The organism is Pseudomonas sp. TH07, assembly GCF_016651285.1.
Classification (GTDB): domain Bacteria; phylum Pseudomonadota; class Gammaproteobacteria; order Pseudomonadales; family Pseudomonadaceae; genus Aquipseudomonas.
Map to the genome: position 1 here is coordinate 6,943,792 of NZ_JAEKED010000001.1, position 18,059 is coordinate 6,961,850.

The 18,059-nt window shown below is 62.7% G+C and carries 15 protein-coding genes; 7 read left to right on the forward strand and 8 right to left on the reverse strand.

From position 1 onward, the window contains the following. Positions 1-5: 5 nt before the first annotated feature. The 3 genes from trhO to JFU57_RS31550 all read right to left on the reverse strand — a co-directional run bounded on the left by trhO (position 6) and on the right by JFU57_RS31550 (position 1,919). Positions 6-947, reverse strand: coding sequence for an oxygen-dependent tRNA uridine(34) hydroxylase TrhO (gene trhO, locus JFU57_RS31540; protein WP_078470716.1), 942 nt, complete (start codon positions 945-947; stop codon positions 6-8). Positions 948-1,088: 141 nt separating this feature from the next. After that, positions 1,089-1,391 carry a BolA family protein gene (locus tag JFU57_RS31545; protein ID WP_020299624.1) on the reverse strand — a complete coding sequence of 101 codons (303 nt, stop codon included), beginning with the start codon at positions 1,389-1,391 and terminating at the stop codon, positions 1,089-1,091. A gap of 12 nt (positions 1,392-1,403) precedes the next feature. Next, entirely contained in the window at positions 1,404-1,919 is a 516-nt protein-coding gene (locus JFU57_RS31550; protein WP_020299623.1) for a DUF2059 domain-containing protein, read from the reverse strand. Between the two features lie 192 nt (positions 1,920-2,111). Here JFU57_RS31550 and JFU57_RS31555 point away from each other — a divergent pair, with 192 nt between their 5' ends. Beyond that, entirely contained in the window at positions 2,112-3,506 is a 1,395-nt protein-coding gene (locus tag JFU57_RS31555) for a class II fumarate hydratase (protein ID WP_078470717.1), read from the forward strand. A 106-nt stretch (positions 3,507-3,612) separates the two neighbouring features. Here the strand turns inward: JFU57_RS31555 and JFU57_RS31560 are convergent, their stop codons facing one another. Then, positions 3,613-4,797 carry a thiolase family protein gene (locus JFU57_RS31560; RefSeq protein ID WP_078470718.1) on the reverse strand — a complete coding sequence of 395 codons (1,185 nt, stop codon included), beginning with the start codon at positions 4,795-4,797 and terminating at the stop codon, positions 3,613-3,615. A 102-nt stretch (positions 4,798-4,899) separates the two neighbouring features. Then, positions 4,900-6,414: a polyphosphate:AMP phosphotransferase gene (gene pap / locus JFU57_RS31565; protein ID WP_078470719.1), complete on the reverse strand. Its 1,515-nt coding sequence runs from the start codon at positions 6,412-6,414 to the stop codon at positions 4,900-4,902. A gap of 194 nt (positions 6,415-6,608) precedes the next feature. Between pap and mnmC the strand changes: the two genes are divergently transcribed. The 5 genes from mnmC (at position 6,609) to JFU57_RS31590 (ending at position 13,945) form a co-directional block, all read left to right on the forward strand. Continuing rightward, complete coding sequence (gene mnmC, locus JFU57_RS31570; protein WP_201131929.1) at positions 6,609-8,591, forward strand: bifunctional tRNA (5-methylaminomethyl-2-thiouridine)(34)-methyltransferase MnmD/FAD-dependent 5-carboxymethylaminomethyl-2-thiouridine(34) oxidoreductase MnmC; 1,983 nt, start codon at positions 6,609-6,611, stop codon at positions 8,589-8,591. Positions 8,592-8,793: 202 nt separating this feature from the next. Continuing rightward, positions 8,794-10,566, forward strand: a complete 1,773-nt coding sequence (locus tag JFU57_RS31575) for an N-acetylglutaminylglutamine amidotransferase (RefSeq protein ID WP_201131930.1) — start codon at positions 8,794-8,796, stop codon at positions 10,564-10,566. A gap of 3 nt (positions 10,567-10,569) precedes the next feature. Then, a complete protein-coding gene (ngg, locus tag JFU57_RS31580) occupies positions 10,570-12,315 on the forward strand; it encodes an N-acetylglutaminylglutamine synthetase (RefSeq protein ID WP_201131931.1) in 1,746 nt (581 codons plus the stop codon). Between the two features lie 129 nt (positions 12,316-12,444). Next, on the forward strand, positions 12,445-13,629 hold the full coding sequence (locus JFU57_RS31585) for an osmoprotectant NAGGN system M42 family peptidase (protein WP_078470723.1): 1,185 nt from the start codon (positions 12,445-12,447) through the stop codon (positions 13,627-13,629). Positions 13,630-13,717: 88 nt separating this feature from the next. After that, the gene (locus tag JFU57_RS31590) at positions 13,718-13,945 is read left to right on the forward strand and encodes a YheU family protein (protein ID WP_020299615.1); all 228 of its coding nucleotides are present in this window, start codon (positions 13,718-13,720) and stop codon (positions 13,943-13,945) included. Positions 13,946-13,973: 28 nt separating this feature from the next. Here the strand turns inward: JFU57_RS31590 and JFU57_RS31595 are convergent, their stop codons facing one another. Both JFU57_RS31595 and JFU57_RS31600 read right to left on the reverse strand, forming a co-directional pair. Continuing rightward, positions 13,974-14,306, reverse strand: a complete 333-nt coding sequence (locus tag JFU57_RS31595) for a YnfA family protein (protein ID WP_201131932.1) — start codon at positions 14,304-14,306, stop codon at positions 13,974-13,976. Positions 14,307-14,370: 64 nt separating this feature from the next. Then, positions 14,371-15,186, reverse strand: a complete 816-nt coding sequence (locus tag JFU57_RS31600; RefSeq protein ID WP_020299613.1) for an SDR family oxidoreductase — start codon at positions 15,184-15,186, stop codon at positions 14,371-14,373. Between the two features lie 333 nt (positions 15,187-15,519). Here JFU57_RS31600 and JFU57_RS31605 point away from each other — a divergent pair, with 333 nt between their 5' ends. Further along, the gene (locus JFU57_RS31605) at positions 15,520-15,678 is read left to right on the forward strand and encodes a DUF3309 family protein (protein WP_177323429.1); all 159 of its coding nucleotides are present in this window, start codon (positions 15,520-15,522) and stop codon (positions 15,676-15,678) included. A gap of 69 nt (positions 15,679-15,747) precedes the next feature. Here the strand turns inward: JFU57_RS31605 and JFU57_RS31610 are convergent, their stop codons facing one another. Then, positions 15,748-17,841: an LTA synthase family protein gene (locus JFU57_RS31610; RefSeq protein WP_078470725.1), complete on the reverse strand. Its 2,094-nt coding sequence runs from the start codon at positions 17,839-17,841 to the stop codon at positions 15,748-15,750. Between the last annotated feature and the right edge of the window lie 218 nt (positions 17,842-18,059).

Here is an 18,059-nt window from a genome sequence, read left to right on the forward strand (position 1 = left end):
ATGGCTCAGGCCTCGGAAGGTGATTGCTTGTAGTTGTAACCAATGGGGTGAGGCATGTTGCGAGCCTTGGCCAATTCGATCTGCTTCTGCCGATCGGCGGCGCTGCGTCGGGTCTTCTCGCTCAGGGTGTTCCAGCAGTGCGGGCAACTGATGCCCGGCACATAGTGCTCGGATGCGCGATCTTCGACGCTTACCGGAGTGCGGCAGGCATGACATTGATCGTAGTCGCCTTCGCTCAGGTCGTGGCGCACGGTGACCCGGTTATCGAAGACAAAGCAGTCGCCCTGCCATTTGCTCTCTTGCTGCGGCACTTCTTCGAGGTACTTGAGGATCCCGCCCTTGAGGTGGAACACCTCATCGAAGCCTTCGCTGAGCATGTAGCTGGAGGCTTTTTCACAACGAATGCCGCCGGTGCAGAACATCGCGACTTTCTTGTGTTTGCTCGGGTCGAAGTGGGCTTTGATGTAATCGGGGAACTCGCGAAAACTGGTGGTTTTCGGATCGATGGCGCCTTCGAAGGTGCCGATCGAGACTTCATAGTCGTTGCGGGTATCGATCAGCAGTACTTCCGGATCGCTGATCAGGGCGTTCCAGTCTTGCGGGTCGACATAGGTCCCGACCTGCTTGTTGGGGTCCACGCCCTCGACACCCAGGGTGACGATCTCTTTCTTCAGCTTGACCTTGGTGCGGTAGAACGGCTGGTCGTCGCAGTACGACTCTTTGTGGTCGATGTCGTCCATGCGCGGGTCGTTCTTGAGCCAGGCCATCAGCCCGTCGATGCCTTCGCGGCTACCGGAAACCGTACCGTTGATGCCTTCTTCGGCGATCAACAGGGTGCCTTTGATGCCGTTGTCGAGCATCGCCTGCAGCAGGGGTTCGCGCAGGGCTACGTAATCTTCAAGGGTGACGAACTTATACAGTGCCGCCACGACAATGGGTTGTGTCATGGGTGATCTCCAGGTGGCTACCCTCGTAAAGGGTGAACCGGATGCGAAAAAAAACGCGCCGACTGAGCGGCGCGTTGCGGATTGTAGCAGGAAGGCAGCTACAAGCTCCAAGGGGCAAGCGTCAAGCTTGCGGCGGGCCCCTCAGTGCTTGCCGCTGCCCCCGGCGCAGGTCGGCGAGGCCGGGGCCACACCGATCTTCGCCCATTCCTCAGGGGTATAGGTATGCAGCGCCAACGCATGGAACTCGCCCATCAGGTCGCCAAGCGTGGCGTACACCTTCTGGTGGCGCTTGACACTGTTGAGCCCGGCAAACTGCTCACTGACCAGCACGGCCTTGAAATGGGTCTGCAGCCCGCGACTGTGCATATGGCTTTCATCCGCCACCTGCAAATGCTCTGGCTGCAATGCGCCGAGCGCCGATTCGATACGTTGTTGCATGGTCATTCCTGGCTCCGCTTACTTCTTCTTCGCCGGTGCTGCTTTTGGCGTCAGTTCAGTGGTCATGTCATCCAGCAGCTTGTTGACCACAGGCACCGCGCTTTCCAGCTTGGCTTGGGTCAGCTGTGCCGATTGCTGGGTCAACTGAGGCATTTTTTCCAGGACTTTCTTGCCCAGCGGCGACTGGTAGAACGCCACCAGGTCCTTGAGTTCGGATTCGCTGAAATTGCTGGTGTAGAGCTTGACCATGTCCGGCTTCAGCTTGTTCCAGCCGATGGCCTGGTCCAGGGCGGCGTTGGCCTTGGCCTGGTAGGTGTCCAGCAGGGCTTTTTTCGATTCGGGGGCTTTGGTCTGCTCAAACCGCTGAGCGAACATTTGCTGCACTTGCATGTACACCGGGGTACCCAGCTTGTCGGCGTGCGCCAGGGTCAGGAAGGCTTCGGCACTGGCATTGTGGCTGGCGGTATCGGCAAGAACCTGGCCGCTGGCGCAAACCAGAACAACCGCGGTACAGATGGCACGAAGACGAGTCATCGAGTTTCCTTTTCTAGCAGGCGAGGTAAGACCCCAAGGGCGACCATTCTGCGCCTAAAAAACTCATGCACTCAACCCCACCCCTTGCCGCGCCTGGATTTGCTCGACCAAACGACGCAAAAGCAGCTTTAGGGAACCCCACTGCCCGATCACGACCTAAACTGCGCAATCAGACCTACAGGAGTGTGCACGATGAGCCGTATCGAAACCGACAGCCTTGGCCAGGTTGAAGTCCCGGATGAAGCCTACTGGGGCGCTCAGACACAGCGTTCGCTGATCAACTTCGCAATCGGCGACGAGCGCATGCCGCTGTCGGTGGTGCATGCCCTGGCCCTGATCAAGAAGGCCGCGGCCCGGGTCAACGATCGCAACGGCGACCTGCCCGCTGACATCGCACGCCTGATCGAGCAGGCCGCCGATGAAGTGCTGGCAGGTGATCACGACCAGCAGTTTCCGCTGGTGGTCTGGCAGACCGGCAGCGGCACCCAGAGCAATATGAACGTCAATGAGGTGATCGCCGGACGCGCCAACGAACTGGCCGGCAACCCACGCGGCGGCAAAAGCCCGGTGCACCCCAACGACCACGTCAACCGCTCGCAAAGCTCCAACGACAGCTTCCCGACCGCCATGCACATTGCCGCAGCTCAGGCCGTGCAGCATCACCTGCTGCCAGCGATCGCCGAGTTGTCCGGCGGCCTGGCCGAACTTTCGGCGCGGCACATGAAGCTGGTGAAGACCGGACGCACTCACTTGATGGACGCCACACCCATCACCTTCGGCCAGGAGTTGTCGGCATTCATCGCCCAGCTCGATTACGCCGAACGGGCGATTCGCGCCACGCTGCCAGCGGTGTGCGAATTGGCACAGGGCGGCACCGCAGTGGGCACCGGACTCAATTCACCCCATGGTTTCGGCGAAGCGATTGCCGCCGAGCTGGCCGCGCTGTCGGGCCTGCCGTTTGTCACCGCCCCCAACAAATTCGCCGCCCTCGCCGGCCATGAGCCGCTGACCAGCCTGTCCGGTGCGCTGAAGACCCTGGCCGTGTGCCTGATGAAAATCGCCAACGACCTGCGCCTGCTGGGCTCCGGGCCGCGGGCCGGGTTTGCCGAGGTCAAGTTGCCGGCCAACGAGCCCGGCAGTTCGATCATGCCCGGCAAGGTCAACCCGACCCAGTGCGAAGCCCTGTCGATGCTGGCCTGCCAGGTCATGGGCAACGACGTGGCCATCGGCTTCGCCGCCAGCCAGGGTCACCTGCAACTGAACGTGTTCAAACCGGTGATCATCCACAACCTGCTGCAATCGATTCGCCTGCTGGCCGATGGCTGCAGCAACTTCCAGCAGCATTGTGTGGCTGGCCTGGAACCTGATCCAGTGCAAATGGCGGCGCACCTGGAGCGCGGCCTGATGCTGGTGACCGCGCTCAACCCCCATATCGGCTACGACAAGTCGGCGGAAATCGCCAAGAAGGCCTACGGCGAGAACCTGACCTTGCGCGAAGCGGCGCTGCAACTGGGTTATCTGACCGACGAGGAGTTCGACGCCTGGGTCCGCCCGGAAAACATGCTCGAGGCTGGCAAACAGGGCTGATTCGGGCTGTGGATAAAAACGGCTCTTGCACAGGCAACCCATGCAAGAGCCGTCGCTCGGTCAGCGGTGCAACCCGCCGCCGGGCCCTACAAAGAGGACTGTCTGCTCAACGCAAGGCCTCGAACAACCCACTCGCCCCCATGCCCCCGCCCACGCACATGGTGACGATGCCATAGCGCAGGTTGCGCCGTTGCAGCTCACGCACCAGGTGCCCGACCTGGCGCGAGCCGGTCATGCCGAACGGGTGGCCGATGGAGATCGAACCGCCGTTGACGTTGTATTTCTGGTTGTCGATTTCCAGGCGGTTGCGGCTGTACAGGCACTGCGAGGCGAACGCCTCGTTGAGCTCCCACAGGTCGATATCGGCCACTTGCAGACCCTTGGCCTTGAGCAGCTTGGGAACCGAGAACACCGGGCCGATGCCCATCTCGTCGGGCTCGCAACCGGCTACCGTAAACCCGCGAAACAACGCCCGAGGCTTGAGCCCCAGCGCCAGCGCTTTTTCCAGGCTCATGACCAGGGTCATGGACGCGCCATCGGACAATTGCGAGGAGTTGCCCGCGGTCACCGAGCCGTCTTCGGCAAATACCGGCTTGAGGCCAGCCAGGCTTTCCAGGGTGGTGTCAGGGCGGTTGCAGTCGTCGCGGTCCACCACGCCCTCGAGAATCTGCACCTGCCCGGTGTTCTTGTCCTCGACCCGGTACTTGACCGCCATCGGCACGATTTCGTCATCAAACAGGCCGGCCGCCTGGGCCTGGGCCGTACGCTGCTGACTTTGCAGGGCGTACAGGTCCTGTTCTTCGCGGCTGACGTTGTAGCGCCGGGCGACAACCTCGGCGGTCTGGCCCATGGGGAAGTAGATCCCGGGAACCTGTTCCTTGAGCAGCGGGTTGATCAGGTTGTCGGTGTTGACGCTTTTCATGGTCAGGCTGATGGACTCGACGCCACCGGCGACGATGATCTCGCTGCAACCGGAAGCGATCTGGTTCGCGGCGATGGCGATTGCCTGCAGGCCCGAGGAGCAGAAACGGTTGAGGGTCATGCCCGCAGTGCCGGTGCCCAGTTGCGAAAGCACCGCGACGTTGCGCCCGATGTTGTAGCCCTGGGCGCCTTCGTTGGAGCCGGCGCCGACGATGCAGTCCTCGACGCTGGCCGGGTCGATGCCATTGCGGGTCAGCAGCGCATTCACGCAATGAGCCGCCATGTCATCCGGACGGGTCTGGTTGAACTTGCCGCGAAAGGATTTGGCCAGGCCAGTCCGTACGCTGTCGACGATCACCACTTCACGCATGGCACACCTCATTGTTGTTGTCGGTTAAGAGTGGATCGAGCATAGATCCAGCCCTCCCCCGACCGCGACAATCATTCACCCCGCGTATGCAAAACCATCGCCTTATTTGCCGTGCTTCTTATCGTGCTTGTCGGACTTTTCAAACGCCGATTCCAGGGCGCGGTTGATGGTGCGCAGCACTTTGACCCGCGCCCAGCGCTTGTCATTGGCTTCGACCAGGGTCCAGGCCGCAACTTCGGTGCTGGTGCGATCAACCATGTCGCCAACGGCCGCGCGATAGGCGTCCCACTTGTCGCGGTTACGCCAGTCGTCCTCGGTGATCTTGAAGCGCTTGAAGGGGATTTCCTCGCGGGCCTGGAAGCGCTCCAGCTGGGTCTGCTTGTCGATCGCCAGCCAGAACTTGACCACGATCACCCGCGCATCATCGAGCTGCTCTTCGAAGTCATTGATCTCGCCATAGGCACGCAACCAGTCACCCGGGCTGCAAAAGCCCTCGACCCGCTCCACCAACACCCGGCCATACCACGAGCGGTCGAACACGGTGAATTTGCCCCGCGCCGGAATATGCCGCCAGAACCGCCAGAGATAAGGCTGCGCCCGCTCCTCTTCGGTGGGCGCGGCAATCGGCACGATGCTGTACTGGCGCGGGTCGAGGGCTGCCGCCAGACGACGAATGGCGCCCCCCTTGCCCGCCGCATCGTTGCCTTCGAACACCGCCACCAGCGCGTGCTTGCGCATGCGCTTGTCACGCAGCAAACCGGCGAGGCGCGCCTGCTCGGTAATCAGTTGTTCTTCGTAATCGTCTTTTTCCAGGTGCTGGGTCATGTCCAGGCTGTCGAGCAGACTGATCTGATCGACGCTCACCGGTAACGGCGCCGCGTTCACCGTGGCCGGCTTGGCGGCGGGACGGTTGAGGGCGTTCTGCAGGCCCTCGAGCAGAATCCGCCCCACTGTCAGGCTACGGTAGTGCGGGTCCACACCTTCGATCACGTGCCAGGGCGCGTAGTCGCGGCTGGTGCGGCGCAGGACACGCTCACCGTATTTGACGAACTTGTCGTAGGTCTTCGACTGCTGCCAGTCCAGGGGGCTGATGCGCCAGCTGTGCAGCGGATCGTCCTGCAGCGACTTGAGCCGCGCCTTCATCTGTTTCTTCGACAAATGGAACCAGAATTTGAAGATCAGCGCGCCCTCGTCGCAGAGCATTTTCTCCAGGCGCTCGGCGGCGTTGATCGCCTGGTCCAGGCGCGCATCCTTGAACTCCCCATGCACCCGCCCCTGGAGCATCTGGCTGTACCAGTTGCCAAAAAACACACCCATGCGGCCCTTGGCCGGCAGCATCCGCCAGTAGCGCCAAGCCGGCGGCCGCGCCAGTTCTTCGTCGGTCTGCTGGTCGAAGGTGCGCACCTCGATCAGCCGCGGGTCCATCCACTCGTTAAGCAGCTTGACCGTCTCGCCCTTGCCGGCGCCTTCGATGCCGTTGATCAATACGATCACCGGAAAGGCCGCTTTCTCTCGCAACTCGAACTGTGCTTCCAGCAAGGCTTCCCGCAGCGCGGGGACTTCGGCGTCGTAGACTTCTTTGTCGATGGCGTGACCGATTTCGGCAGATTCGAACATGGGCGGCTCCCTTCCAAGATGGGGCAAGACTAGCGGATCGCCCCCTGGCTGTGGAAACAAATCCCCGACGATTCATTCCCCCGGCCTTGCCCCCGCGCCAATGGCGGCCGACTGTCGAACCACGGCCTTGTCATGGATCAATCGCCGCCCCGGCGATCGGCTAGAATGGCCGCCTTGCCGTAATCGAGCCGAACATGACCGCCGTATTGCCCCACGCCCAGCTCGACTGGGACGAACAGGGACGCCCGCACTCGCGGGTGTTCGATGACGTGTACTTCTCCACCGAGTCCGGGCTGGATGAAACCCGCCATGTGTTTATCGAACAGAATCGGCTGCGCGAACGCTTTGCCGCGCTGGCCCCGGGTGCCCGATTTGTCATTGGCGAGACCGGCTTCGGCACCGGGCTGAATTTCCTCTGCGCCTGGCAGCTTTTCGAGCAACAGGCCGAGCCCAGCGCTCGCCTGCATTTCGTCAGTGTTGAAAAGTACCCGCTGGCCCCTGCCGACCTGCAACGCGCCCTGGCCCTGTGGCCGGAATTGGCGGCGCTTGCCGAGCCGCTGCTCAAGGCCTATGTCGCAGTGCATCAGGGTTTCCAGCGCCTGGTCCTGGACCAGGGCCGCGTCACCCTGACCCTGCTGATCGGCGATGCCCTGGAGCAGTTGCCCCAGCTCGACGCACAGATCGATGCCTGGTTCCTCGATGGCTTCGCCCCGGCGAAAAACCCCGACATGTGGACCCCGGAGCTGTTCGCCGAGCTGGCGCGCCTGGCGGCCCCGGGTTCGACTATCAGCACCTTTACCAGCACCGGCTGGGTGCGCCGCCTGCTGAACGCCGCCGGCTTCAAAATGAAACGCACCCCGGGCATCGGCCACAAATGGGAAGTGCTGCGCGGCGAGTTTCTCGGCTGGCCCGCCGAGACACCGGCACCCGCCACTGCCAGGCCCTGGTTCGCTCGCCCCGATCAGGCCCCGACAGACAAACACGCCCTGGTGATCGGTGCCGGCCTGGCCGGTTGCGCCAGTGCCGCGAGCCTGGCCGCACGCGGTTGGCGGGTCAGCCTGCTGGAGCGCCATGCCGGGCTGGCCCAGGAAGCCTCGGGCAACCCCCAGGGCGTGCTCTACCTCAAGCTTTCGGCCCACGGCACCGCGTTGTCGCAGCTGATCCTCAGCGGCTTCGGTTACACCCGGCGTCTGCTGGAGCACCTGCAACGGGGCGTCGACTGGGACGGCTGCGGGGTGCTGCAACTGGCGTTCAACGCCAAGGAAGATGAGCGCCAGCAGCAGTTGGCCGAGGCCTTTCCCGCCGACCTGTTGCATCGACTGGACCAGGCCCAGGCCGAGGCTCGGGCCGGTATCGCCCTGGCCCAAGGGGGGCTGTTTTTCCCCGAGGGCGGTTGGGTCCATCCACCGGCACTGTGCCAGTGGCAGGCCCGCAACCCGTTGATCGAGGTCCTGGCGCACCACGATGTGCTGCACCTGCACAAGGTCGACCAGCAGTGGCAAGCCTGGGACGGCGAGCAGTTGCTGGCCAGTGCGCCGGTGGTGATTCTTGCCGGCGCGGCAGAGATCAAGCGCTTCGCGCCCAGCGCCGAACTGCCCCTCAAGCGTATTCGCGGGCAGATCACCCGCCTGCCGCAGACCGCCCTCAGCCAGAGCCTGGCCACCGTGGTCTGCGCCGAAGGTTATGTCGCGCCGCCACGCCTGGGCGAACACACCCTGGGGGCGAGCTTTGACTTCAACAGCGACGACCTGACGCCCACCGCGGCCGAACACGCCGGCAACCTGCAGATGCTGGAAGAAATCTCCAGCGACCTGGTGGCACGCCTGCAGGCCGATCAACTGCCTGTGGATAACCTGCAGGGACGGGCCGCGTTTCGTTGCACCAGCCCGGATTACCTGCCGATCGTCGGGCCGCTGGCTGATCAGACGCTCTTTGCCCAGACCTACGCCGCACTGGCCAAGGACGCGCGGCAAGTACCGGACCTGCGGTGCCCCTGGCTGGATGGCCTGTATATCAACAGCGGCCACGGCTCCCGGGGGCTGATCACCGCCCCGCTGTCCGGCGAACTGCTGGCCGCCTGGCTGGAAAACGAGCCGCTGCCACTGCCCCGCAGCGTGGCCGAAGCCTGTCATCCCAACCGTTTTGCCTTGCGTCGGCTGATTCGCGGCAAAGCCTGAGCCCCTTGGCGGCGTTGCTTCCGTGCAACGCCGCCCGCATGCACCCCAAGCCTTTTCCAGCACCTGGCTGCGCACTACAGCCGGGCGCCTTATAACCTATCGGTCTAAAACTCCCGAGTTTCACACAGGTCAGTTTCTGAGTACCGGCCCTTCTGGCCGATCGACGATTGACTCTCCCCAACGGAAAAACCGGTAAGGACTTATGTGCGGACTAGCTGGCGAATTACGCTTTGATCATCAACCTGCCGACCTGGCAGCGGTTGAACGAATCACCCATCACCTGGCCCCTCGCGGCCCTGACGCGTGGGGCTTTCATAGCCAGGGGCCCATTGCCCTCGGCCATCGACGCCTGAAAATCATGGACCTGTCGGACGGCTCGGCGCAGCCGATGATCGACAACCAGCTGGGGCTGTCCCTGGCGTTCAACGGCGCGATCTACAACTTCCCCGAGCTGCGAGCCGAACTCGAAGGCCTGGGTTACGCCTTTTATTCCGGCGGCGACACCGAAGTGCTGCTCAAGGGCTATCACGCCTGGGGCGCCGACCTGCTGCCCAAGCTCAACGGCATGTTTGCCTTTGCCATCTGGGAGCGCGATGCCCAGCGCCTGTTCATCGCCCGCGACCGTTTGGGCGTCAAGCCGCTGTACCTGTCCCGCACCGGCCAGCGCCTGCGCTTTGCCTCGGCCTTGCCGGCACTGCTCAAGGGCGGCGACATCAACCCGATCCTCGATCCGGTGGCGCTGAACCATTACCTGAACTTCCACGCCGTGGTACCTGCGCCGCGCACCTTGCTGGCTGGTATCGAAAAACTACCGCCCGCGACCTGGATGCGCATCGAAGCCGATGGCCGCACCGAGCAGCAAACCTGGTGGACCCTGCCCTACGGTCCGCGCGCTGACGAGCTCGACCTGACCCTGGAAGACTGGCGCGACCGTGTGCTCGACAGCACCCGTGAAGCCGTGGCGATCCGCCAGCGGGCGGCGGTGGATGTCGGTGTGCTGCTTTCGGGCGGTGTCGATTCGAGCATGCTGGTGGGCCTGCTGCGGGAAGTCGGGGTGGAAAATCTCTCGACCTTCTCCATCGGTTTTCAGGATGCCGGCGGCGAACGTGGCGACGAGTTCCAGTACTCGGACCTGATCGCCAAGCATTACGGCACCGAGCATCACCAGTTGCGTATCGACGAGCGCGAAATCATCGAGCAGTTACCGGCAGCCTTCCGTGCCATGAGCGAGCCCATGGTGAGCCACGACTGCATCGCCTTTTACCTGCTGTCGCGTGAAGTGGCCAAGCACTGCAAGGTGGTGCAAAGCGGCCAGGGCGCCGATGAACTGTTTGCCGGTTACCACTGGTACCCGCAGGTGGATGGCGCCAGCGACCCGTATGCCGCCTACCGCGAGGCGTTCTTCGACCGCAGCTATGACGACTACGCCGCTACCGTGCAGCCCAAGTGGCTGACCGCCAACGACGCCGCCGGTGACTTTGTGCGCGAGCATTTCGCCCAGCCCGGAGCCGACGCCGCGGTGGACAAGGCCCTGCGCCTGGACAGCACGGTGATGCTGGTCGACGACCCGGTCAAGCGTGTGGATAACATGACCATGGCCTGGGGCCTGGAAGCGCGCACGCCCTTCCTCGACTACCGCCTGGTGGAGTTGTCGGCGCGGGTGCCGGGTAAATACAAGCTGCCGGAAGGCGGCAAGCAAGTGCTCAAGGAAGCGGCGCGGCTGGTCATCCCCAGCGAAGTGATCGACCGCAAGAAAGGCTATTTCCCGGTCCCGGGCCTCAAGCACCTGCAAGGCGACACCCTGAACTGGGTGCGCGAACTGCTGCTGGACCCGAGCCAGGATCGTGGCCTGTTCAACCCGGCCATGCTCGACCGCCTGCTGACCGACCCGCAAGGCCAACTGACGCCATTGCGCGGCTCCAAGCTGTGGCAACTGGCAGCGCTGAACCTGTGGCTCAGCGAACAAGGAATCTGATCGATGAAACCCCACGCCACGGCTTACAGCCAACGCTTGTTACGCGGTCAGGCGCCGTCTTATGAACGCCTGCAAGCGCGCTTTGCCGAAGACGGCAGCGAGCCCGGGCCGGAACCCATTGCCGTGCATTGCGGGTGGGGCCGGCTGCTGATCGGCCATACCTTTCCCGACCCGGCGAGCCTGGCCCAGGAGTTGCTCAACGAACAGCCCGGCGAGCGCGATATCGCGCTGTATGTGGCGGCGCCGCAGCAGATTCTGGGGCTGGAGCCGACGCAGCTGTTTCTCGACCCGTCCGACACCTTGCGCCTGTGGTTCAGTGATTACCGCCAGGCGACCCGGGTCTTTCGCGGGTTTCGCATTCGCCGCGCGCAGAACGAGGCCGACTGGCAGGCCGTCAACCAGCTGTACCAGGCGCGCAATATGCTCCCCATCGACCCGGCGCTGTTGACTCCGCGCCACGCGGGCGGCCCGGTGTACTGGCTGGCGGAAGACGAAGACAGCGGCGCGGTGATCGGCAGCGTGATGGGGCTCAACCATCACAAGGCGTTCCAGGACCCGGAAAACGGCAGCAGCCTCTGGTGCCTGGCGGTAGACCCGCAGTGCACCCGCCCCGGTGTCGGCGAAGTGCTGGTGCGGCACCTGATCGAGCACTTCATGAGCCGTGGTCTGAGCTACCTCGACCTGTCGGTGCTGCACGACAACCGCCAGGCCAAGAACCTCTATGCCAAGCTCGGTTTTCGCACCCTGTCGACCTTTGCCATCAAGCGCAAGAACGGCATCAATCAGCCGCTGTTCCTGGGCCCTGGGCCCCAAGCCGAGTTCAACCCCTACGCGCGGATCATTGTCGAGGAAGCCCATCGCCGCGGCATCGATGTGCAGGTCGACGACGCCGAGGCCGGGATGTTCACCCTGAGCCACGGCGGGCGCCGGGTGCGCTGCCGCGAGTCCCTGAGCGACCTGACCAGTTCCATCAGCATGAGCCTGTGCCAGGACAAGAGCCTGACCCACAAAGTGCTGCGCAGCGCCGGGCTGAATCTGCCCGCGCAGCAATTGGCGGGTAACGCCGACGACAACCTGGCGTTTCTCGATGAACACGAGCGGGTCGTGGTCAAGCCCCTGGACGGCGAGCAAGGCCAGGGCGTGGCGGTCGACCTGCGCAGCATTGAAGAGGTGCAGCAGGCTATCGATCATGCCCGGCAGTTCGACAGCCGGGTGTTGCTGGAAAGCTTTCACCAAGGCCTGGATCTGCGAATCCTGGTGATTGGCTTTGAAGTGGTGGCGGCCGCGATTCGCCGGCCTGCGGAAGTGATCGGCGACGGTCAGCATTCCATCGGTGCCCTGATCGAAGCCCAGAGCCGCCGACGCCAGGCCGCTACCGGCGGCGAAAGCAAGATCCCCCTGGACCACGAAACCCAGCGCACCCTGCATGCCGCAGGCTATGACTACAACAGCGTACTGCCGGCAGGCGAACGCCTGTTTGTGCGACGTACCGCCAACCTGCACACCGGGGGCACCCTGGAAGACGTCACAGCGATATTGCATCCGACCCTGGTCGACGCTGCGGTGCGAGCCGCGCGGGCGCTAGATATCCCGATGGTCGGCCTCGACCTGATGGTGCCGGCCGCCGATCAGCCGCAGTACGTGTTTATCGAAGCCAATGAACGCGCCGGCCTGGCCAACCACGAGCCGCAACCGACGGCGGAGCGCTTTGTCGATCTGCTGTTCCCCCATAGCCAACCGGCGACCTAGGTTCGCCCTGGGCCGGCATCGGCAGCCCGACGGGCTGTGGTGCCGGCATCAAGGCCCTCGACCTGCACCAGGCAACACGCCCTTGGCCTCATCGAAACCATCGATGCCCTTTACTCATCAGGAGTTTCCATGACCCGTAAAATCCCCGAACCCGACCTCACCTACCTGCAGAAAGTCCTCCTGGAGATGCTGGCCATCCCCAGTCCGACGGGCTTTACCGACACCATCGTGCGTTACGTCGCCGAGCGCCTGGAAGAGCTGGGCATTCCCTTTGAACTGACCCGCCGCGGCACCATCCGCGCCACCCTCAAGGGCCAGAAAAACAGCCCGGACCGCGCAGTCTCGGCCCACCTGGACACCATTGGCGCCAGCGTCCGCTCGGTCAAAGACAATGGGCGCCTGACCCTGGCCCCAGTCGGCTGCTGGTCCAGCCGCTTTGCCGAAGGCAGCCGGGTCAGCCTGTTTACCGATAACGGGGTGCTGCGCGGCAGCGTGTTGCCGTTGATGGCCTCCGGGCACGCGTTCAACACGGCAGTGGATGAAATGCCCATCAGCTGGGACCACATCGAGCTGCGCCTGGACGCCTATTGCACCACCCGCGCCGACTGCGACTCCCTGGGCATCGGCGTCGGGGATTTCGTCGCCTTCGATCCGCTGCCGGAGTTCACCGAAAGCGGGCATATCAGCGCCCGCCACCTGGACGACAAGGCCGGGGTCGCCGCCTTGCTGGCCGCGCTCAAGGCCATTGTCGACAGTGGCGAACCCTTGATGATCGACTGCCACCCGCTGTTCACCATCACCGAGGAGACCGGCAGTGGCGCGGCGGCCGCCCTGCCCTGGGATGTCAGCGAGTTTGTCGGCATCGACATCGCCCCGGTCGCGCCCGGCCAGCACTCCAGCGAACACGCGGTGAGTGTCGCCATGCAGGATTCCGGCGGCCCTTATGACTACCACCTGTCGCGCCACCTGCTGCGCCTGGCCCATGACCACGAGTTGCCGGTACGCCGGGATTTGTTCCGCTACTACTTCAGCGACGCCCATTCGGCGGTCACCGCCGGTCACGATATCCGCACGGCGCTGCTGGCCTTCGGTTGCGACGCGACCCACGGCTACGAACGCACTCATATCGACAGCCTGGCGGCGCTCAGTCGTTTGCTCGGGGCTTACATCCTCAGCCCGCCGGTATTCGCCAGCGACGCGCAACCGGCCCAGGGCTCACTCGATCGCTTCAGCCATCAACTGGAGCATGACGCACAGATGGAGAGCGACACCCGAGTGCCGTCGGTCGACAGCCTGGTCGGGCAAAAATCATAACGGCGACTGACACCCCGCCTGCACGCGCTTTGGCTGGCGGTGCAGGCCCGGGCGCAGTAGCATCCGGGATTGTTTGCCGGAGGCCCGTATGCTGATTCCCCACGACCAACTTGAAGTCGACACCCTGACCCGCCTGATCGAAGACTTCGTGACCCGCGACGGCACCGATAATGGCGATGACACGCCACTGGAAACCCGCGTGCTGCGGGTGCGCCAGGCCTTGAGCAAGGGTCAGGCGCTGATCGTTTTCGATCCGGAGAGCGAACAGTGCCAGTTGATGCTCAAGCACGATGTGCCCAAGGCCCTGTTCGACTGAAGAGTCTGCGGGCCCGCATTGGGCCCGATCAGCCGTTGGAGAAGCGTGGGCCGAACAGGATGACGCTCGCGCCTATCACACACAGTGCCACCCCGAGCCAGTCCGAGCTCAGCGGACGCACCCGCTCCACCAACCCCAGCCAGCCAATCGAAGCGATGATGTAGATCCCGCCATAGGCGGCGTAGGCGCGCCCCGCATAAGTGGCCTCGACGCGGGTCAACAACAGGGCAAACAAGGTCAGGCTCAATAGCGCGGGGATGATCCACCAGGGACTCTTGCCCTGGCGCAACCACATCCAGAAGGCGTAGCAGCCAGCGATTTCAAACAGCGCGGCAAGGAAAAACCACAGGTAATTGAGCATGCAAGGTCTCGTCAGGATTGCCAGATGCCGGCAACCCTAACGACGCACCGGCCAGCGGGCAAGTTCAGCTTGCGCTTTGCCGGGCCTTGGCCCGCATCTTGTCGGCCATCAGGGTCATTTCGTCGTACAGCAGCTGCGGGTTCTTCTGCTTCAGGGCCCAGGCCATGCGGCCCTGCTCATGGGGCAGGATCATGAACTCGCCGGCGGCGACCTGACGGTAGATATAGTCGGCAATGTCGGCCGCGCTGATGGGCGAGCTTTCAAGCAGTTTGCCGACCTGGGCTTTCATCGCCGGGGTCGGGCCACGGAATGAATCCAGCAGGTTGGTCTGGAAGAACGACGGGCATACCACATGCACCCCAACCTCCTGTTGCGCCAACTCGATCAGCAGGCTTTCCGACAGCGCCACCACACCGGCCTTGGCCACGTTGTAGTTGCTCATGGCCGGGCCCTGCATCAGGGCCGCCATGGAGGCGATGTTGATGATCTTGCCCTTGCTCTGTTCCAGCAACGGCAGGAACGCCTTGCAGCCCTTGACCACGCCCATCAGGTTGATTGCAATCTGCCAGTCCCAATCCTCCAGGGACAGCTCGCTAAAAAACCCGCCCGAGGCCACCCCGGCGTTGTTGACGATCACATCGATACCGCCCAGCTTCACCTCGCAGGCCTGGGCAAACGCGGTCAATTGGCTGTAGTCGCGCACATCGCAGCGCTGCACGAAGCCATCGCCACCCGCCTCGCGCACCAGCTTCAGGGTTTCCTGCAAGCCCGGCTCACTGACATCGGACAACGCCAACTGCCAACCTTCACGAGCCCAGCGCAGTGCGATTTCACGACCCAGGCCGGACCCGGCGCCAGTAATCATCATGCGATTTTGCATAGGAGTTGCCTTGTTGTTCCGGGGAAGTTGAGCCGCAGTGTAGCGAAGGAGCCTGGCTCTCCCACGTACCATCAGAATGCTGAATGCCCCAGGCAAACTTAGCCGCCATGCCTTGCACAATCCGAGTCGGGACTTGGCGCGAATCAATAAGTTCAGCGCCGAGGGGCAATTGCCCCAGCATTAAAAGAAATAAACCCGTGTGCAAAAAACATTAAAAATACTTGGAATTTTTTCTCCGCGTGCAGAGTCGGATTTATTAAGCGGTTCGGCTTAGTTGATAACTGAACCTCGTCGTCAAACAGCCGCGTCTTGACCGAAAACTCCAATAAGGAAATCGACATGGGCACAATTCTGATCGTTATTCTGATACTTCTTCTGATCGGTGGTCTTCCGGTGTTCCCGCACTCCAGAAGCTGGGGTTACGGCCCGTCCGGTATCATCGGTGTGGTTCTGGTAGTGCTGCTGGTATTGCTGCTGCTGGGTCGAATATAAGCACATCGCTATTGTATAGCTGAAAAAAAAGAGGCCCTTGCAGGGCCTCTTTTTTATTGCGCTTACTGATCAGTCCGGCTTGCCATCGATAACACCGGCCGTGTTATCAATCAGACTCTTCGTGGCTGTTTGCAGGAACGCTTCCAACTTGAGTTTCATCTCGGCGGTATCAGGTGCGTCCGGAACGATTTCAGCTCGTGGGTTAGTCCCCAGTTGGTATTGGTACATCTTGGGCAGCATTTCCTTTTCCTTCGGCAGCACCAGGATCTCACCCGCCGTCACAATGGCGGTGGTCTGCTCGCTACCCGATGGCTTGATCACGCCAAACCCGGTGTCGCCTTCCGGCAGGTTCAGCAGGTCACGGCCCCAGCACTGGTGACGCACTTCGCCACCCAGGCGGCCCATGATGGTCGGCACGATGTCGACCTGGGTCCCGACGATGTGGCTGCGCGGACCGAACTTTTCCTGGATCCCCGGCGCGATCATCAGCATCGGCACGTTGAAGCGGCCCAGGTCCATTTCGGTGATCTGGCGCTCGTTGCCGAAGCCATGGTCACCCACCACCACGAACAGGGTTTCCTTGAAGTAAGGCTCTTTGCGGGCCTTCTCGAAGAACTGGCCCAACGCCCAGTCGGCGTAACGCATGGCGGTCAAATGCTCATTCAGGGTGCCGCGATCGGTCACCGGCTCAACCGGCAACGGCGTCGGCAGCGCGTAAGGCGTGTGGTTGGACAGGGTTTGCAGCAGGGCATAGAACGGTGCGCCATTTTCCCGCGCCTTGAGCTCGACCAGGCCGCGATCGAACATATCCTGGTCGGATACGCCCCAGGTCGGATCGGAGAACACCGGGTTGACGAAGTCGTTGCGCCCGACAAAGTTGGTCATGCCCTGGTTGCTGAAGAAGCCCGACTGGTTATCCCAGGCGAAGTCGCCGTTGTAGACGTACACATCGTCGTACTTGCGAGCACTGAGCAGTTGCGGCAGGCCCGACAACTTGTGGCTGCCTTCCGGGGTCTGCATCAGGTATTCGAAACCGGGCAGGTTCGGGAAGCAGGCCATGGTGGCAAACATGCCCTGGTGGGTATGGGTGCCATTGGAGAAGAAGTTATCGAACAGCAGCCCTTCCTTGGACAGCTTGTCGAGGTACGGCGTGATGTTGCCGGGAGCGCCCAATGCACCGACCGAGTGACCGGCCATGCTTTCCATCAGGATCACGACCACGTTCTTGATCGGCAGGGTCTTCTCGGCGGGCGGCGTGTAGTCACGGCGCACGGCGGCCGTGTTGGCATCCACCAGTTTTTCGTCCGGCATCACCAGCATTTGGCGCACGATCTTGGTTGCCTCTTCCTGAGGCAGGGTGGCTTTCCAGATGTTGCCGCGGTCTTCCGACATGCGGTCCTTGGCTGCCGCCACCAGTTGTAAGGTGCCATTCAGGCCGAGCTGGTTGGCGAAGTTGGAGTCGGTGGTGTACACGTCACCCCAACGCAGCGGCGGCCCCTGGCGCAAGGTGCCGCGCGCTGCAACCACACAGATCAGCAGGCAAACCACGAACACACCGACCCGGGCGTACCAGGGGGCGATCTGCCGGGTGCCGATGCTGCCACCGCTGAAGGGGCCACGAGGGCGGGTCGCACGGTCGGCGCCCTTGAACGCCAGGCTCAGGATCCAGGTACCCACGGCCCACGCCAGCAGGTAACGCACCACCGGGAAGCCATACCAGAGCATGCTCATCACGGTTTTCGGGTCTTCCTTCACATACTGGAAGACCAGGCCGTTGAGGCGCTGGTGGAACTCACGGTAGAAGTCCATCTCCATCAGGCCGAGGAACAGCGCGATGCTCGATACCAGGGTCAGCCAGAAGCGGAAGAAGCCGCGTGCGGCCATGGCCCTGGCGCTGAACAGTGCCAGCAACAGCGGAATGCTCAGGTACACCACCAGCCGCAGGTCAAAACGCAGACCGTTGGCGAACGCTTCGAGAAAGGTCGAAGCCGGGGTGTCGAGGATCATCTCGCGGTTGTAGGCCAGCAGCGCCACGCGCAGCAAAGTGAACATCACCATCATGACCAACGCGCACAGCAGCGTATAAGCCAGGTGGGATTTGACGGTCGGTTGCAGCAGGCGATTCGAGGCTCGCTGCTGACTCAGGGCGTCCGGGTTTGCCATGTCGTTTTAGGACCCATTGGAAGTTTAAGTTTCAAAAATGCAGCTGCGCTCTGCCCTCTTTTCGCCACCAGGGGCAGGGGGGATACGCGGAGCGCAAATGTTGCACGATCACTCGTGGCATTGCCATTGATTACTGGCAAACACCCAAGCAAGCCCGCAACGGCTCTAGGGCAAGAGATTGCGTCACAAAACAGAGGAAACGGTGCGGGCGGATTGTC

Bases quoted from the DNA above. Each gene is read 5' to 3' on its own strand.
- mnmC (WP_201131929.1), top strand. From the start codon at position 6,609: ATGACCGCCGTATTGCCCCACGCCCAGCTCGACTGGGACGAACAGGGA.
- JFU57_RS31610 (WP_078470725.1), bottom strand. From the start codon at position 17,841: ATGGCAAACCCGGACGCCCTGAGTCAGCAGCGAGCCTCGAATCGCCTG.
- pap (WP_078470719.1), bottom strand. From the start codon at position 6,414: ATGTTCGAATCTGCCGAAATCGGTCACGCCATCGACAAAGAAGTCTAC.
- ngg (WP_201131931.1), top strand. From the start codon at position 10,570: ATGAAACCCCACGCCACGGCTTACAGCCAACGCTTGTTACGCGGTCAG.
- JFU57_RS31555 (WP_078470717.1), top strand. From the start codon at position 2,112: ATGAGCCGTATCGAAACCGACAGCCTTGGCCAGGTTGAAGTCCCGGAT.
- JFU57_RS31550 (WP_020299623.1), bottom strand. From the start codon at position 1,919: ATGACTCGTCTTCGTGCCATCTGTACCGCGGTTGTTCTGGTTTGCGCC.
- JFU57_RS31600 (WP_020299613.1), bottom strand. From the start codon at position 15,186: ATGCAAAATCGCATGATGATTACTGGCGCCGGGTCCGGCCTGGGTCGT.
- JFU57_RS31560 (WP_078470718.1), bottom strand. From the start codon at position 4,797: ATGCGTGAAGTGGTGATCGTCGACAGCGTACGGACTGGCCTGGCCAAA.
- JFU57_RS31590 (WP_020299615.1), top strand. From the start codon at position 13,718: ATGCTGATTCCCCACGACCAACTTGAAGTCGACACCCTGACCCGCCTG.
- trhO (WP_078470716.1), bottom strand. From the start codon at position 947: ATGACACAACCCATTGTCGTGGCGGCACTGTATAAGTTCGTCACCCTT.
- JFU57_RS31545 (WP_020299624.1), bottom strand. From the start codon at position 1,391: ATGACCATGCAACAACGTATCGAATCGGCGCTCGGCGCATTGCAGCCA.
- JFU57_RS31595 (WP_201131932.1), bottom strand. From the start codon at position 14,306: ATGCTCAATTACCTGTGGTTTTTCCTTGCCGCGCTGTTTGAAATCGCT.
- JFU57_RS31585 (WP_078470723.1), top strand. From the start codon at position 12,445: ATGACCCGTAAAATCCCCGAACCCGACCTCACCTACCTGCAGAAAGTC.
- JFU57_RS31575 (WP_201131930.1), top strand. From the start codon at position 8,794: ATGTGCGGACTAGCTGGCGAATTACGCTTTGATCATCAACCTGCCGAC.